The sequence below is a fragment of the Sphingosinicella sp. genome (assembly GCF_041916975.1).
Taxonomy (GTDB): domain Bacteria; phylum Pseudomonadota; class Alphaproteobacteria; order Sphingomonadales; family Sphingomonadaceae; genus Sphingosinicella.
In genome coordinates this window covers 2,806,742-2,822,509 of the sequence record NZ_JAYRYK010000001.1, presented here as the reverse complement: position 1 = coordinate 2,822,509, position 15,768 = coordinate 2,806,742, and the positions used below count along the sequence as shown (strand labels likewise).

At 65.8% G+C, this 15,768-nt stretch carries 16 protein-coding genes; 5 read left to right on the top strand and 11 right to left on the bottom strand.

Annotation, left to right across the window (positions count from 1 at the left end; genetic code table 11):
* Positions 1-61 precede the first annotated feature (61 nt).
* The 9 genes from leuB to ffh form a co-directional block, all read right to left on the bottom strand.
* Positions 62-1,123, bottom strand: coding sequence for a 3-isopropylmalate dehydrogenase (gene leuB / locus ACE3TJ_RS13295; RefSeq protein ID WP_374596897.1), 1,062 nt, complete (start codon positions 1,121-1,123; stop codon positions 62-64).
* A gap of 32 nt (positions 1,124-1,155) precedes the next feature.
* Entirely contained in the window at positions 1,156-1,755 is a 600-nt protein-coding gene (gene leuD, locus ACE3TJ_RS13290; protein ID WP_374596895.1) for a 3-isopropylmalate dehydratase small subunit, read from the bottom strand.
* Complete coding sequence (leuC, locus tag ACE3TJ_RS13285; protein ID WP_374596893.1) at positions 1,755-3,176, bottom strand: 3-isopropylmalate dehydratase large subunit; 1,422 nt, start codon at positions 3,174-3,176, stop codon at positions 1,755-1,757. Before leuC ends, leuD begins: the two co-directional genes overlap by 1 nt.
* A 135-nt stretch (positions 3,177-3,311) precedes the next feature.
* Positions 3,312-3,689 (bottom strand): 50S ribosomal protein L19, encoded by a 378-nt coding sequence (gene rplS, locus ACE3TJ_RS13280; RefSeq protein ID WP_374596891.1) that lies wholly within the window; start codon positions 3,687-3,689, stop codon positions 3,312-3,314.
* Between the two features lies 1 nt (position 3,690).
* Complete coding sequence (gene trmD / locus ACE3TJ_RS13275) at positions 3,691-4,431, bottom strand: tRNA (guanosine(37)-N1)-methyltransferase TrmD (RefSeq protein WP_374596889.1); 741 nt, start codon at positions 4,429-4,431, stop codon at positions 3,691-3,693.
* On the bottom strand, positions 4,428-5,945 hold the full coding sequence (locus ACE3TJ_RS13270) for a serine hydrolase domain-containing protein (RefSeq protein ID WP_374596887.1): 1,518 nt from the start codon (positions 5,943-5,945) through the stop codon (positions 4,428-4,430). The genes trmD and ACE3TJ_RS13270 overlap by 4 nt, the downstream gene beginning before the upstream one ends.
* A gap of 32 nt (positions 5,946-5,977) precedes the next feature.
* The gene (gene rimM, locus ACE3TJ_RS13265; RefSeq protein ID WP_374596885.1) at positions 5,978-6,451 is read right to left on the bottom strand and encodes a ribosome maturation factor RimM; all 474 of its coding nucleotides are present in this window, start codon (positions 6,449-6,451) and stop codon (positions 5,978-5,980) included.
* A gap of 3 nt (positions 6,452-6,454) precedes the next feature.
* Entirely contained in the window at positions 6,455-6,937 is a 483-nt protein-coding gene (rpsP, locus tag ACE3TJ_RS13260) for a 30S ribosomal protein S16 (protein ID WP_374596883.1), read from the bottom strand.
* A 30-nt stretch (positions 6,938-6,967) separates the two neighbouring features.
* A complete protein-coding gene (ffh, locus tag ACE3TJ_RS13255) occupies positions 6,968-8,401 on the bottom strand; it encodes a signal recognition particle protein (protein ID WP_374596881.1) in 1,434 nt (477 codons plus the stop codon).
* A 334-nt stretch (positions 8,402-8,735) separates the two neighbouring features.
* Here ffh and ACE3TJ_RS13250 point away from each other — a divergent pair, with 334 nt between their 5' ends.
* Positions 8,736-9,281, top strand: coding sequence for an opacity protein (locus ACE3TJ_RS13250; RefSeq protein WP_374596879.1), 546 nt, complete (start codon positions 8,736-8,738; stop codon positions 9,279-9,281).
* Between the two features lie 33 nt (positions 9,282-9,314).
* Here the strand turns inward: ACE3TJ_RS13250 and ACE3TJ_RS13245 are convergent, their stop codons facing one another.
* Complete coding sequence (locus tag ACE3TJ_RS13245; protein WP_374596877.1) at positions 9,315-10,025, bottom strand: class I SAM-dependent methyltransferase; 711 nt, start codon at positions 10,023-10,025, stop codon at positions 9,315-9,317.
* Positions 10,026-10,116: 91 nt separating this feature from the next.
* On the opposite strand from ACE3TJ_RS13245, the gene dapF reads away from it, so the two are divergent.
* Genes dapF through ispZ form a run of 4 tightly spaced genes read left to right on the top strand, consistent with a single transcriptional unit; the run spans position 10,117 to position 13,708 of the window.
* A complete protein-coding gene (gene dapF, locus ACE3TJ_RS13240; protein ID WP_374596875.1) occupies positions 10,117-10,923 on the top strand; it encodes a diaminopimelate epimerase in 807 nt (268 codons plus the stop codon).
* Positions 10,920-12,164 (top strand): tRNA (N(6)-L-threonylcarbamoyladenosine(37)-C(2))-methylthiotransferase MtaB, encoded by a 1,245-nt coding sequence (gene mtaB, locus ACE3TJ_RS13235; RefSeq protein WP_374596873.1) that lies wholly within the window; start codon positions 10,920-10,922, stop codon positions 12,162-12,164. The genes dapF and mtaB overlap by 4 nt, the downstream gene beginning before the upstream one ends.
* 4 nt (positions 12,165-12,168) lie before the next feature.
* Positions 12,169-13,128, top strand: coding sequence for a signal recognition particle-docking protein FtsY (gene ftsY / locus ACE3TJ_RS13230; RefSeq protein ID WP_374596871.1), 960 nt, complete (start codon positions 12,169-12,171; stop codon positions 13,126-13,128).
* Positions 13,121-13,708, top strand: a complete 588-nt coding sequence (gene ispZ / locus ACE3TJ_RS13225; protein ID WP_374596869.1) for a septation protein IspZ — start codon at positions 13,121-13,123, stop codon at positions 13,706-13,708. The genes ftsY and ispZ overlap by 8 nt, the downstream gene beginning before the upstream one ends.
* A gap of 263 nt (positions 13,709-13,971) precedes the next feature.
* On the opposite strand, the gene ACE3TJ_RS13220 is transcribed toward ispZ, so the two are convergent.
* The gene (locus ACE3TJ_RS13220; protein ID WP_374596867.1) at positions 13,972-15,723 is read right to left on the bottom strand and encodes a hypothetical protein; all 1,752 of its coding nucleotides are present in this window, start codon (positions 15,721-15,723) and stop codon (positions 13,972-13,974) included.
* Positions 15,724-15,768: the final 45 nt, after the last annotated feature.

The window sequence follows — 15,768 nt, the reverse complement described above, 5'->3', positions numbered from 1 at the left end:
AGTGTGACTTTCCGTGTTCGACGGACCGAACCCCATATGGGCCAGCTTGGCGTAACCGCTCCTATTTTGGAAGCGCCGCGATGATCGCTGCGCCCATCTCTGCAGTCGAGAGCGTGCCGCCGATGTCGCGCGTGCGCGCGCCCGCTGCCAGCGCCTTGTCGACCGCCGCCTCCACGCGATCCGCCGACGCGGCGTCGCCGAGGCTGAAGCGCAGCGCCATGGCGAAGCTGAGGATCGCCGCGCAGGGGTTCGCAAGACCCTGGCCCGCGATATCCGGTGCCGATCCGTGGATCGGCTCGTAAAGGCCCGGCTTCCCGGCTTCGCCGATCGCGGCGGACGGCAGCATACCGAGCGAACCGGTCAGCATCGCCGCTTCATCCGAAAGGATATCGCCGAAAAGATTGTCGGTGAGGATCACGTCGAACTGCTTGGGGTTCTTCACGAGCTGCATCGCCATGTTGTCGGCGAGCATGTGTGAAAGCTCCACGTCTGCGTACTCGGCCTTGTGCAGCGCCGTCACCTCTTCCTTCCAGAGCAGGCCCGATTCCATCACATTCGACTTTTCGGCCGAGCACACGCGGTTCGACCGCTTCCGCGCAAGCTCGAAGGCCGTGCGCGCCACGCGGCGGATTTCGGAGGAGGTGTAAACCTGCGTGTTGATACCGCGCCGCTCGCCGCCGCCAATGTCTTCGATGCCGCGCGGGGTGCCGAAATAAACGCCGCCGACCAGTTCGCGCACGAACAGGATATCAAGCCCCTCGACGAACTCGCGCTTCAGGCTGGACGCGTCGGCAAGCGCCGAAAAGCAGCGCGCCGGGCGCAGGTTTGCGTAAACGCCCATTTCAGACCGCAGGCGCAGCAGTCCAGCCTCGGGCCGCTTGTTAAACGCATCCCCCGCCCATTTCGGGCCGCCGACCGCGCCCATCAGCGCCGCGTCGGAAGCAAGCGCACGCGCCACCGTCTCGTCGGTAATCGGAAGTCCCGTCGCGTCGATCGCCGCGCCGCCGAACAGCGCCTCTTCCACGGCGATGTCGAGCGCAAGCGCTGCAAGCAGCCGCTTCACCTCCCCGATCACCTCCGGGCCGATACCGTCGCCGGGAAGCAGGAGCAGGGATTTCGTCATCGGGCTTGATCCTTTTTTGGTGTTACGCGGTTTCAGGCAGCCTGCGCGGCGCCTGCGATCCACGGCTGATCGGCGGCAAGCTTCGCCTCGAACGCGGCGATGTCCTTGTCCATCGCCTCTGTCAGTCCGATCTCGTCGAGGCCGTTCATCAGGCAGTGCTTGCGGAACGGATCGATCTCGAAGGCGAACCTGTCCTGATAGGGCGTCGTCACCACCTGGTTTTCGAGGTCGACGGTGATCTCGTCGGTCTGCGCAACCTCCATCAACCGGTCGATCTGTTCCTGCGGCAGGGCGACGAGCAGCATCCCGTTCTTGAAGGCATTGCCCGAGAAGATATCCGCGAACGACGGCGCGATCACCGCGCGGAAGCCCATGTCGGTGAGCGCCCACGGCGCGTGCTCACGGCTGGAACCGCAGCCGAAATTGTCGCCCGCGATCAGCACGGGAGCGCCCTTGTGGCGCGGCTGGTCGAAGATGTTGTCGGGGTTCTCGCGGATCACCGCGAAGGCGCCCTTGCCGAGCCCAGCACGCTGGATCGTCTTCAGGAAGCGCGCCGGGATGATGACGTCTGTGTCGACGTTCTTCGCGCCGAACGGCACGGCGATGCCGGTCAGGGTCTTGAAGGCATCCATCAGGCGGCTCCCATCAGCTGGCGCACGTCGGTGAGACGGCCGGTGACGGCAGCGGCAGCCGCCATCGCAGGCGACATCAGGTGCGTGCGTGCGCCCGGCCCCTGCCGTCCGACGAAGTTGCGATTGGAGGTGGAGGCGCAGCGCTCGCCCGCAGGCACCTTGTCCGGGTTCATGCCGAGGCACATGGAGCAGCCCGGCTCGCGCCAGTCGAAGCCAGCCTCGATGAAGATACGGTCGAGCCCCTCGGCCTCCGCCTGCCGCTTGACGAGCCCCGAGCCCGGCACGACGAGCGCCTGCTTGATGTGGCCCGCGACATGGCGCCCCTTCGCGACGGCTGCCGCCGCGCGCAGGTCTTCGATGCGACTGTTGGTGCAGCTCCCGATGAAGATATTCTGCACCTCGACGTCCTCAAGCCGCGTGCCCGGCATCAGGCCCATGTAGTCGAGGCTCTTGCGGGCGGCATCCTGCTTGGTTGGGTCGGCGAAGCTTGCCGGCTCCGGCACCACGCCGGTGATCGGTACCACATCCTCCGGGCTCGTGCCCCACGTAACGAGCGGCGCGATCTTGGTGCCGTCGATCACGATGCTCTTGTCGAAGCGCGCGTCGCGATCGGTGGCGAGCGTGCGCCAATACGCCACGGCCTTTTCCCAGTCAGCGCCCTTAGGGCTGCGCGGCCGGTCCTTGAAGTACGCAAACGTTTTCTCATCGGGCGCAATGAGCCCCGCCCGCGCACCGCCTTCGATCGCCATGTTGCACACGGTCATGCGGCCTTCGATGGACATCGCCTCGATCACCGGCCCCCGATATTCGATGACATGCCCGGTGCCGCCACCCGTGCCGGTGTGGCCGATGACAGCGAGCGTCACGTCCTTCGGCGTCACGCCGTGGCCGAGACTGCCCTCGACGCGGACCTCCATCGTCTTCGCGCGGCGCAGCAGCAGCGTCTGCGTCGCGAACACATGCTCGATCTCCGACGTGCCAATCCCGAAAGCGAGCGCACCAAAAGCGCCGTGCGTCGCCGTGTGGCTGTCGCCGCAAACGACCGTGGTGCCCGGCAGCGTGAAGCCTTGCTCCGGTCCGATCACGTGCACAATGCCCTGTCGCGCGTCGTTCATCTCGATGAGCTCGACACCGAAGTCCTTCGTATTGCGCAGCAGCGCATCGAGCTGCGCCGCGCTTTCCGGATCGGTGATCGGCTCGAAGCGGTGGTTCGTCGGCACGTTGTGGTCCGGCACGGCGAGCGTCAGGTCCGGGCGTCGCAGGCGGCGACCTGCCGTGCGCAGGCCTTCGAAGGCCTGCGGCGTCGTCACTTCGTGGATGAGGTGCCGATCGATGAAGATAAGCGCGGTACCGTCGTCGCGCTCGGCCACGACGTGGGCATCCCAGATCTTCTCGTAAAGCGTGCGCGGAGTCTGTGTCATGCGCGCGGAATTAGGCGATGATGCGCAGGAGCGCAACGGGGCGCCCCTCATATTATTAGAATGCTATGCATTCCCGAAACGGCAAGGGCCGCACCGGTCGCCCGGCACGGCCCTTTCGAACGGCTGGAAACGCTTTTACTGAGCGCTGTCGCGCGTGTCGCGACGCTCAGCGATGCGCGCCGACTTGCCGCTGCGGCCACGCAGGTAATAGAGCTTCGCGCGGCGGACGGCACCGCGGCGCACCACCTCAATCGAATCGACGTTCGGCGAATAGAGCGGGAAGACGCGCTCGACGCCTTCGCCGAAGCTCACCTTGCGAACGGTAAAATTGGAGCTGACGCCCTTGTTCGAACGGGCAATGCAAACGCCCTCGAAGTTCTGGACGCGGGTACGCTCGCCTTCGACGACGCGCACGCCGATACGGAGCGTGTCGCCCGGGCGGAATTCCGGAATGGTCTTGCCGGCGGCAAGCTTTTCAATCTGCTCGGCTTCGAGCTGCTGGATGAGGTTCATCTCATTCGTCCTTGTTCTCACGCCGCGCGCCAGAGGGCTCGCCGACCCGAGCGCCACCATGGCGCTCCCATAGGTCCGGCCGCCTTAGCCGTGTATCGGTCTCAGCCTGGCTTTGACGCCAAGCCCCGATCCGCGCATGATCCCCCGATCGCAGCACTTCGGGGATCGTGCGCCCTTCCCAATCATTGGGCCGGGTATATTGCGGATATTCGAGGAGGCCGCTTTCGAAGCTTTCCTCGGTTCCGCTCGAAGCGGCGCCCATTACGCCGGGAACGAGGCGAATGCAAGCATCAAGCAGCGTCAAAGCGGCCATTTCTCCGCCCGAAAGCACATAGTCGCCGATCGAGACCTGTTCGATGGGTCGCCCCTCGAACAGCCGCTCGTCGATGCCCTCGAAGCGACCGCAGAGAATCGAGACGCCAGGCCCCGCCGCAAGCGCCCTGACACGCGCCTGGGTGAGCGGCGTACCGCGCGGCGTCATGGCGAGCAGCGGAACATCCGGGCGGCGCGTCAGCACATCATCCACTGCGCGCGAAAGGACGTCCGCGCGCATCACCATGCCTGCGCCGCCGCCCGCAGGCGTATCGTCAACGGAGCGGTGCTTGTCGGTCGCAAAGTCGCGGATCTGCACGGTTTCCAGCGACCAAAGCCCCTCGGCGAGCGCACGGCCCGCAAGGCTGTGCCCGAGCGGCCCGGGAAACATCTCCGGGTAGAGCGTGAGGACGGTGGCGGCGAAGGTCACGGCTGCGGGGGGTCGAACCGCAGCGCCTGCAGCGTTGGCGGCAGCGTCGGCGCAAGCAGGATTTGTCCGCCGAGCACGCCCTTCTCGCACGTCCAGCGGAAGGTCGCCGACAAGGCACCCGTCGCACGGAGCGATTCGACCGCCGTACACGTGCCCGTCAGCGTCTTCAGCCGCGCGAACTCGCGCGCCCAGTTTTCGGCGGAGCGGTCCAGCGGGAAGTTCATGGCCAGCCGCCCTTCGAGCGGCGCGAGCGTGCCGGCGGCATAGGCGGCGCGCGTCGCCTCGTGCATCGCCGCCACCTCGTTGCTCACCGGCGTTTCGGCCGGGCGGATCGCGCCCGCACGCGCCATCGCCCAAAGCGACTGCCATACCGGCACCGAAGGCGCCTGATAGGTGCGGCTCGCGAAGCCGAACACGGCAGCCCCGGTCTCGGGCGCAAGCACGACGAAACTGCCGTAGCCGGGGTAGCCGCCGGCATGGAAGAGCGCGAGGCCGAGATCGCAGTCCGGCGAAGACCGCAGGCCCATGCCGTAGGCGACCGCGTGCACGCATTTGTCATCAGCGGGCGCACCGGGGCGCGGCAGGATTCGCACGAAATTGAGGCCCTGCGCCATCTCGCGCACGGTGGCGCGGCGCACCGGCCCCATCTCCGCTCCGCTCCGCGGCGGCCACGCCGAAAGCAGGAACGACACCCACTTCGCATAGTCGTTCACAGTGGTGTTGAGGCCGCCCATGGCGCCGAACGTGCCGTCGCGCATCGACGGCTCCTCCACCCACTGCTCGTTTTCCCAGCGATAGCCGACAGCGAGCCTGTCCTTCGGCACGTCGGCGATCTCGTAGCCCGTGTTCGTCATGCCGAGCGGCGTGAGGATCGTCTGCCGGATATAGGCCTGATAAGGCATCCCCGAGACATTCTTGATGATGCGCCCAAGGAGGGCGTAGCCGAAGTTCGAATATTCGTGCTGCATCTGCCCGGTGCGGCTCCACGGCACACCCGCGGCGATCATGCGCGTGAAATCGGCTTCGCTCAGCACCTGCTGGCGGTCGCCCCATGGATCGTCGGTGACGAACCCGGCGACGTGCTGGAGGAGGTCGCGCACCCGGATGCGCGGCGCGTCCGTGGTCGGATAGGTCCAGCCCTTCATCTCGGGCACGTGCGTTTCGGCAAGGTCGTCGAGCGAGAGCTTGCCTGCATCGCGCAGCGACAGAATCGCAAGCGCGGTGAACGCCTTGCTCATCGAAGCGATGCGGAAATGCGTGTCCGCCGTCACCGGCCGCTTGCCGCCGATCGTCTGCACGCCCCACGTACCCTGATGCACAATCATGCCGTCCTTGACGACGGCATAGGCGAGCCCCGGCACCGGTGTACGTTCGCGATAGGCCGCGAAGGCCGTGTCGATCTCGGCGGCGAGCGGCGCAGGGATCGCGGTGGCGGCAGGCACTTCGGCGCGCGCGGTTCCTGAAACCGGAACAGCCAGCATCACGGCGAGTGCGGCAGCTGAAATACGGCGCATGTTTCCCCCTTCGAAAAGACCGAAGCCTCGGATTATTCGACGAAAGCCGCGTTGACCACCAGCCGCTGATCGTCCCAGGCCGGCACGGCGTCGGCGTTCATCGGCACCATGAAGCGCTTGCCACCCGGTCGCTCGATCTCCAGCACGTCTCCCGCGCCGAAGTTTTCCACTGCGACGACATGGCCGAGAGCAGTGCCCTCATCGGTTTCGGCGGGAAGGCCGATCAGATCGAAATGATAATATTCGCCCGCCTCGAGCGGCGGCAATTCCGAGCGGGGGACGGTAAGCGCAGTACCCCGCAGCGCCTCGGCAGCGTTCCGATCCGCAACCTCAGCGAAGCGCGCGATCGCACCCTTGGGAATGATGCGCAGCGACTTCAGCGTCAGCGCGCCGTCGTTGAAGCGCGTATAACGGCCGAGATCTTCAGCGAAGATCTTCAGCCGCACTTCGCCGGTCACGCCATGCGCACCGGTGACGGCGGCAAGCGTGACGCGGCGTTCGGACATGATTTACGCGGCCGTCTCGTCGGTAGCCGGCGCCTCTTCGGCAACCGCTTCCGGAGCCGCTTCAGCAACAGCTTCCTCGGCGGGAGCTTCGGCAGCCACTTCCGCAGGCGCTTCTTCCTCGGCCGGCGCGTTCGCGGCAGCTTCCGCCTCAGCGGCCTTCGCGGCACGCTCTTCGGCGCGCTCCTTGGCCTTCTCGCCCGGCTCAGCCTTCTTCGGGTTGTTCTTCGCGGTGCGCTTCATGAGGCCGGCGGCATCGAGGAAGCGGGCAACACGGTCAGACGGCTGCGCGCCGACCTTCAGCCAGTGCGCGGCGCGCTCGGTGTCGAGCTTCACGCGTTCGCCTGAATCCTTCGGCAGCAGCGGATTGTAGGTACCGAGGCGCTCCAGATACTTGCCGTCGCGCGGGTTGCGCGAATCGGCGACGACAATGCGGTAAACGGGGCGCTTCTTGGCGCCGCCGCGGGCGAGACGGATGGAAATAGCCATTTTTCTTCGTTTCCTTGTTTGAACTGAATTCTAACGCTTGTTGAACCTGTCGAAGCCGGGCGGAAGTTGCGGCATCCCGCCTCCCCCCAGTCCTCCGAGACCACCAAGGCCGGGGAGACCCCCGCCCATTTTCCCCATAAGACCGGCGAGCCCCTTCATGCCGCCCATCTTCCGGATCTTCTTCATCGCCGTTGACATTTCCTGGTGCATCTTCAGGAGCTTGTTGACCTCCTGCACCGTCGTCCCCGCGCCGTTCGCGATGCGGATTTTGCGCTTCGCGTTCAAAAGCTCGGGCTTCCCGCGCTCCTTCGGCGTCATGGAGAGGATCACCGCCTCCATGCGGCCGAGCAATTTGTCGTCGGCGCCCGCCTTCTCGGCCTGCGCGGCAAGCTTGCCCATACCGGGAAGCATCCCAATGAGGCCCGCCATGCCGCCCATCTTCTGCATCTGCTGAAGCTGCAAGCGCAGGTCGTTCATGTCGAACTGACCCTTGGCGAGCTTCGCCGCCATGCGCTCGGCGTCTTCCTGCTCGATCGTCGCCGCGGCCTTCTCGACGAGGCTGACGACGTCACCCATGCCAAGGATGCGGCCCGCGACGCGCTGCGGATCGAACGCATCGAGCGCATCGAGCTTCTCACCAACACCGACGAACTTGATCGGCTTGCCGGTGACATGCCGCATCGAAAGCGCAGCACCGCCGCGCGCATCGCCGTCCATGCGGGTGAGCACGACACCGGTGAGATCGACCTGCTTCGAGAAGTTCTCTGCGACGTTCACCGCGTCCTGACCCGTCAGCGAGTCGACGACGAGCAGGATTTCCTGCGGCACCGCCACGGTAGCGACGCTCTGCATCTCCGCCATCAGCGCGGCATCGACGTGCAGACGGCCCGCCGTATCGAGCATCAGTACGTCGAAACCCTGAAGCTTCGCGGCCTGCAAAGCGCGGCGGGCGATATCGACCGGCTGCTGCCCGGCGATGACCGGCAGCGTCGCAACCTCGGTCTGCTCACCGAGCACACGAAGCTGCTCCTGCGCGGCCGGGCGGTTGACGTCGAGCGACGCCATCAGGACCTTCTTGCGGTCCTTCTCCTTCAGGCGCTTCGCGATCTTCGCGGTCGTCGTCGTCTTGCCCGAGCCCTGAAGGCCGACCATCATAACGACGGCGGGCGGCGTCACATCAAGCTCAAGCCCTTCGGCATCTCCGCCAAGCATCGCCGCAAGCTCGTCGTGGACGATCTTGACGACCTGCTGGCCCGGCGTCACCGAACGGGTCACCTCGGCGCCGACGGCACGCTCCGTGACCTTGTCGATGAAACTCTTGGCAACGGGCAGCGCAACGTCGGCTTCCAGAAGCGCGACGCGAACCTCGCGCATCGCTGCGCGCACGTCCGCCTCGGTCAGCGCACCGCGACCGCGAAGGCGATCGAAGACACCGCCAAGACGCTCTGAAAGGCTTTCGAACATCCAACTTCCCTATGCCGGACGCCCCAACGCAAAACGCGCCGGTGGGCGAATCTTCGCTGACCGGCGTGCATCCGTGGACGCGTCTCGTACTCGCGCTTTCAAGAAAAAGCGGGGTTCCCCTAGGCCCACGCACACGCGATGTCAATGCAGCAGGCCCGCAATGTGGCCGCCCCGCAACACCACGGGCCGGTTTCGCTCCGCCGATGCAACCCGACACCCGACCCGCCAGTTATGTTCGGGTCGCCGGTTCAACAGGGCAATAGGCCGGCGAGGTGTTCAGCCCCGGGCCATGGGTTTCGCCCCATGGAGCCCCAAGCGTAAGAGGACAAATTCCATGAAAGCCATTCTGATCGCAGCGCTCGCCGCTGCCACCCTTCCTGTTGCCGCCGCGAGCGCTCAGGAAGCTCCGGACGGCAGCCGCGCCTTCGGCATCGAGCCCTATGTCGGCATCGGTGGCGGCTGGCACGACTTCGACACCGGCAACAAGGGCCTGTTGCAAACGCAGGGCAGCGCCAAGGGCGGCCTCGTCACCGGTTTCGCCGGCGTCAACATCCCGCTCGGGCCGTTCGTCACCGGCGTCGAGGGCAACGTCGCCAAGGGCTTCAACGACATCGACTGGGAGTATGGCGTCACTGGCCACCTGGGCATCCGCATCGGCGAGAGCGGCATGTTCTTCGGCCGTGCCGGCTATCAGTGGGTCAACACCGATATCGGCGATGACCGCAACGAGTTGTACGGCTTCGGCGTCGAGGTCGGCCCGAAGGACATCGGCCTTGGCGGCGTGACCGGCGAGAGCGGCGTGCGCCTGCGCCTTGCTGTCGATACGTTCGACGTATTCCAGAGCATCCGCCCGACCGCGGCGGTCGTGTTCCACTTCTAACCCGCGCAGCGGCGCCGTGGATGCCTTGGGCGTCTACGGCGCCGACCGGCAGGGCTGGATGTCGATCGGACGTGGGCGCGGCTTCGTCGCCGTGTAAATCGCAAGGTACGACTTGCCGTCCAGCTCGTGGAGCGCCTGCCGTTCGAAACCGATCGCCAGCACCTCGCATTCCAGCAGCCACGGCGGCGTGCCGTGGTTCCGCGTCGGCCGGTCGGCATCTACGATGCCCACGAGTGCGCCCGGTTTCAGGCTGGTACGCAGGTTCCAGAGCAGCTCGTAGGGGTTCTCGATCTCGTGATACATGTGCACGAGGAGCGCGCGATCGAGGCTCTGCGGCGGCAACTTCGGATCGCCGGGCGTGCCGAGCACCACCGAAACGTTGCTAAAGCCTGCGGCGTGCACGCGGCCACGCAGGTCGTTCACGGTGTTCTCGAAAATATCCTCGGCATAGACGCGTCCAGCTTCGCCCACCCGGCGCGAAAGATTGACCGTATAGTAGCCGCGCCCCGCGCCGATATCGGCAACCGTCGCGCCGGGCGCGATACCCATCAGATCCATCACCCGGCGCGCTTCACCCGCCTGCTCGCGGCTTTCCTCGTCGGAAAACTGTGCGCTGACGATCTCGGCGACGGGCCGCTCGACGGAAGGGAAGCTGTCCTCGCCGGGCGGTGGCGGTGGCGCGGGCGGCGCCTTGCAGGCCGCCAGCAGCACGAGCGAAAACAGCAGGAGGACACGGCGATTCATTGCGCCCTGTCTACCGCGAACGCTGCCGCGCAGGCAATGCGACCGGCGCGTGCATGGACTTGAGCGTGTGCAATCCTTACATGCGGGCGCGATGACTCGCCCGTTTCTCAAGATGCACGGCCTCGGCAACGACTTCGTCGTGTTCGATGCGCGCCGCGATCCGCTGTCGCTGACGGCGCAGCAGGTGCGCGCCATCGCGGACCGTTATACGGGCGTCGGCTGCGATCAGCTGATCGTCATCGAACGATCCGACCGAGCCGATGCGTGGATGCGGATCTGGAATGCGGACGGCGGCGAGGTGGAGGCGTGCGGCAACGCATCCCGCTGCGTGGCGCAGGTGATCGGTGCGAACGCCGTGATCGAGACCGCCGGCGGCCTCATCGAAGGCACCGCGACGGCGGACGGCGCCAGCATCGACATGGGGGCGCCGCGCTTCGGCTGGGACGAGATCCCGCTCGCCTACGCGATGGACACGCTGCACATGCCAGTCGGCTGGGAAGCATTGGAAAACCCGGTCGCGGTGAATGTCGGCAACCCGCATGTCGTGTTTCTCGTGGCCGACGCCGACGCGATCGACCTGGAGCGGCTGGGGCCGATCATCGAGCATGACCCGCTGTTCCCCGCGCGCATCAATGTGAACGCTGCAAGCATCGTTTCGCGCGAACACATACGCCTGCGGGTGTGGGAACGCGGCGTCGGGCTTACCCGCGCCTGCGGCACCGGCGCGTGCGCCACCGCGATCGCGGCGATGCGGCGGGGCCTCGTGGGCCGCGCGGTGACGGTGACGCTGCCCGGCGGCGACCTCTCGATCACGTGGCGCGACGACAACCACATCGTGATGACCGGCCCTGCGACCACCGCCTTCACCGGCGAGATCGACCTCGAGGCCTACGCTTGAGCGAAGCAACGGTCATCAACCTCGGTTGCCGGCTCAACATCTACGAGGGCGAGATCATCCGGCAGCACCTTGCCGCCGCCGGGGACAGCGACACCATTGTCATCAACAGCTGCGCCGTCACCGGCGAGGCGGTGCGGCAGGCGCGGCAGACGATCCGCCGCCTGAAGCGCGAGCGCCCGGAGGCGCGCGTCATCGTCACCGGCTGCGCGGCGCAGGTGGAGGCGGCAGGATTCGCCGCGATGCCCGAAGTTTCCCGCGTCGTCGGCAATGCCGAGAAGCTGGACGCCGCCACGCTCCTTGGCGGAGAGCGCGTCCGCGTCGGCGATATCATGGCGGTGCGCGAAACGGCGCCGCACCTGCTGGATGGCTTCGCCGCCAACACGCGCGCCTTCGTGGAGGTGCAGAACGGCTGCGACCACCGCTGCACGTTCTGCATCATCCCTTACGCGCGGGGCAATTCGCGCAGCGTTCCCGCCGGACTTGTCATCGATCGCATCAAGCGGCTGATGGACGCCGGCGCGCAGGAGGTGGTGCTGACCGGGGTCGACCTCACCTCCTACGGCCCCGATCTTCCGGGCAATCCAACGCTCGGCAGCCTCGTGCAGCGCATTCTGACCCACGTGCCGACATTGCGCCGCCTGCGCCTCTCCTCGATCGATTCGATCGAGGCCGACCCCGCGCTCGTCGAGGCGATCACGGGCGAGGCGCGCGTGATGCCGCACCTGCATTTGTCGCTGCAATCGGGCGACGACATGATCCTGAAGCGCATGAAGCGCCGCCACACGCGCGCCGACGCCGTGCGCTTCGTGGAGACGGTGAAGACGAAGCGGCCGGAAATCGCCATCGGCGCGGACATCATCGCGGGCTTCCCAACCGAGACGGACGAAATGTTCGAGAACTCGCTGCGCCTGATCGACGACTGCGACATCGTGTTCGGCCACATCTTTCCCTATTCCGCGCGCTCCGGCACGCCCGCCGCGCGGATGCCGCAGCTTGCCGTGCCCGAGCGCAAGGCGCGTGCCGCACGGCTGCGTGAGGCGGCCGCCCGGAAGCTCGCTACCCACCTTGCAGCGCAGAAGGGCCGGGAAATCGACGTGCTCGTGGAAAAGGACGGCCGCACCGGCCACGCCGCCGATTTCACGCCCGCCGCACTCGATCAGTCCGCGCTACCGGGCAGCATCGTGCGCGCACGCGTGACTGGCGCGGAAGCGTCGAGGCTGCTAGCGACCCCGCGTGAGTGAAGATTTGAGCGAAGAACAGGCAGAACCCAAAGGCTGGCTCGCGCGGCTCCGCGCCGGGCTTCAGCGCACCTCCGGCAAGCTCGGCGACAATCTCGCCGGGCTCGTTTCCAAGCGTCCGCTCGACGACGCGATGCTGGAGGAGATCGAGGAGGCGCTGATCGCCTCCGACCTCGGCCCCGCCACCGCCGCGCGCATCACCGCGAAGCTCGCCGCCGACAAGTTCGACCGGCAGGTGAGCGACGACGAAGTGAAGGCGGTCGTCGCCGCCGAGGTGGAGGCGGTGCTGGCGAAGGTGGCGCACCCCATCGAGGTGACGGCGTTTCCGCGCCCGCACGTGATCCTCGTCGTGGGTGTCAATGGATCGGGCAAGACGACGACCATCGCGAAGCTCGCGCATCTGTTTCAGGAGCAGGACTATTCGGTGATGCTCGCCGCCGGAGACACGTTCCGCGCGGCGGCCATCGAGCAGCTTTCGATCTGGGGCGGGCGGCTCAACATTCCCGTCGTCTCCGGCACGGTCGGCGGCGACGCTGCCGCGCTCTCCTTCGAAGCGCTGACGAAGGCGCGCGCAGCGGGCGCGGACGTGCTCATCATCGACACCGCAGGTCGCCTGCAGAACAAGGCGGGGCTGATGGACGAGCTCGCCAAGATCAAGCGCGTGCTGAAGCGCCAGATGGAATCCGCGCCGCATGATGTCGTCCTCGTGCTCGACGCGACGACGGGACAGAATGCGCTAAATCAGATCGACGTGTTCAAGGAAGTCGCGGGCGTCACCGGGCTCGTGATGACGAAGCTGGACGGCACCGCGCGCGGCGGCGTTCTCGTCGCGGCGGCGGACCGGGCGAAACTCCCTGTTCATGCGATCGGCGTAGGAGAGCGCATCGACGACCTCCGCCCGTTCGATCCGCGCGCCTTCGCGCGGGCGCTGGCGGGACTCGATCAGGGGAAGGATGGCAATGGCTGACGAGAAGGAAAAGGCTTCATCGCTGCGGGTAGCGCTCGATTTCGGGCCGCTGCTCGTCTTCTTCGCGGTGAACAGCCTCGCCCCCGGCGACGATGTCAATCAGGCGGTGTGGGCCACGGGCGCATTCATGATCGCCACCGCCATCGCGATGATCGTTTCCAAGGTGAAGACGGGCCGCGTCGGCCCGATGCAGTGGTTCACCGGCATCATCGTCGCCGTGTTCGGCGGCCTGACGATCTACCTCCACGATGAGCGCTTCTTCCAGATCAAGACGACGATCATCTACGCGATGTTCGCCGCGATCCTGTTCTTCGGCCTGCTGACGGGGCGGCCACTGCTAAAGCTCGTCATGGAAAGCGGCTTTCCCGAAATGGACGACCACGGCTGGAAGAAACTGACGCGCAACTGGGCATTCTTCTTCCTCGCCATGGCGATCCTGAACGAAGGCCTGCGCGCGTACCTCACCTTCGACCAGTGGGTCGCCTTCAAGGTGTGGGGCGTCCTCGTGATCTCGATGATCTTCGCCGCATCGCAGGCGCCGATACTGATGAAGCACGGCAAGGACGGCGGGGCGGACTGATCTAGAGCCTGTCCTGTTCAGTTTGAGGCGTCGTGACGGAGCGGAAATGGGTGCATGGGTAGGAGCGAGGAGGGAGCGATGCAGAGGCATCGTGACCGACGAGCGACGCGCCCATTTCCGCCCGCCGCTTCGCGGTTGCGCTACCGCGCCCGCCGGACGGCGTCGCGCGGTTTGCGCGTAGCTCTGCTACGCGCCGCACCACGCTTCTTGCCGGACGAACACGGAAACGCAATCACGATGCCTCAAACTGAACAGGACAGGCTCTAGTCGGCGAAGGGCACGCCTGCGTGCTTCATCGAGGCGAGACCGGCATATTTCCACTTGCCCGTCCGGTCACGGGCACGTTCGGTACGCTTCACGGCCTCATCCAGACCTGAAACGGGTGGCAACCATCCCCTGCGGGCCGCATCTGCGGCGAGCCGCAACGACCAGTATCCGCGCAGAACGTAATGCGCGGGCGCTCCTTCAAAGCTGTCGGTCGGATGAGGACTTGTGCTCGCCACCCATGCGATCAAACTCTTGCGATCCTGATAGGGAAGCTTGCCGTTCGAGATGAGGGGAAAGCCTGATCCCTTTCCGGCCCCGTAGAAACCCTGCGCGCCGCCGATATCGCCAAAGCGCAGCACAAAGTTCTCGGCAATCCGTCTCATGAGCGCGGGCTCGCCCGCCGACGCCCAGAGATAGGCCGCTTCGGGGCCATAAGCCTGGATCATGAAGTTCGAATACGCATTGTCCTCGTCCCGATCGATCCCGCGAAAAATCGAAGAGGCCCGCGCGTGCACGTCGCGCCCCACATCCATGCGGGCGAGCTGCATCTTCCATCCCGCCCACAGGTCCGCATTCATCTTTTCCGCGCGCGCCTTGGGCCAGAAGATGTTGCCGCGCCCAGACGAAACATTGGCAGCGACATCGCGCAGCTTCCACATCGCCGAAAATTGATTGAGCGTGGTTCGCTGATAGGTGAAACGCGGCACGTAGCGACCAGCGCTGCGACGATAATTGCTGGCAAGTGCATAGGCCATGATGGCTTGCTGCAGGATGGCTGCGCGCGGGTCTCCCGTGGCCAGCCAATAGGCATAGCCGTGGTTGAACAGGTGCGCTTCATCGCGGCGATGGACATAGGTCTTTCCGGCCTCGGCACCGATCTCGCCGAGCCATTGGTAATTCTGCGGCGCAGTCCACTTTCCTTCGTCGCCGTAGTCGTCGCCGCCGGAGACGCTGCCTTCATTGGTGTAGGGGCGATCACCGGGCAACGGCACCTGGGGATCGCGCATCTGATGATGCCGATCGGACCAGATCACGAGATTGGGAAGACTGAGGCCATAGAGGGTCTCGACACGGGCGCGCCTGGCCGCCGCAGCGAAAGCCTTGCCGTCGCGATCAAATGCCGCCGCGATCACGCGGGCATCGGTTTCCGAGAGGAATCCCCGCGAAGAGCCCGCTTCCCCCGCCTGACCGGAAACCGTGCCAATGGCATTGTTGGCCGACGATCGCCCGTAGATGCGATCAGGGCGATAAACGTCTTCGGCACCGTTTTTCGGTTTGCGGCGCGGTGGGAACCCTTCGAACGCCCGCGCAGCATAGGGGAGCACACGCTGCGCTCGAACGGCGGCAACCACCCGGGCCATCGTTGGCGCGACGGGTTCTCCCGAATCCGCACATTTCATCGAGCCTGGCAAAGCCGTAACAGCGAATTCGTCACCGCCCACGCGAACATCGTAGCGACGTTCGTCTATCGTGCCGTCGCCATCAGGCGCACGAACGATGCACAGCGAATACCAATCGGGCTTCGCGCGATATGAAAAAAGATAGGCGCGACCTTCAGCGACACGGCCGAGATCAGCGATCGGCCATTCGCCCGACGGCGTTCGGATCACATCGAGAGGTGCAGCACGAACGGGCTTCCCATCGATGACAATGGCACCGAGCTGAGCTGCCTGAGCTTCACAGGCCATCCCGCCCAGAAAAGCTGCAAGCAGAAGCGCGATCGAATTCGGCAAATCCGTTCTAGACATGCCGTGTAGAGTGGCACCCTGCCCCTTCCGGAACAAGGTGCCACG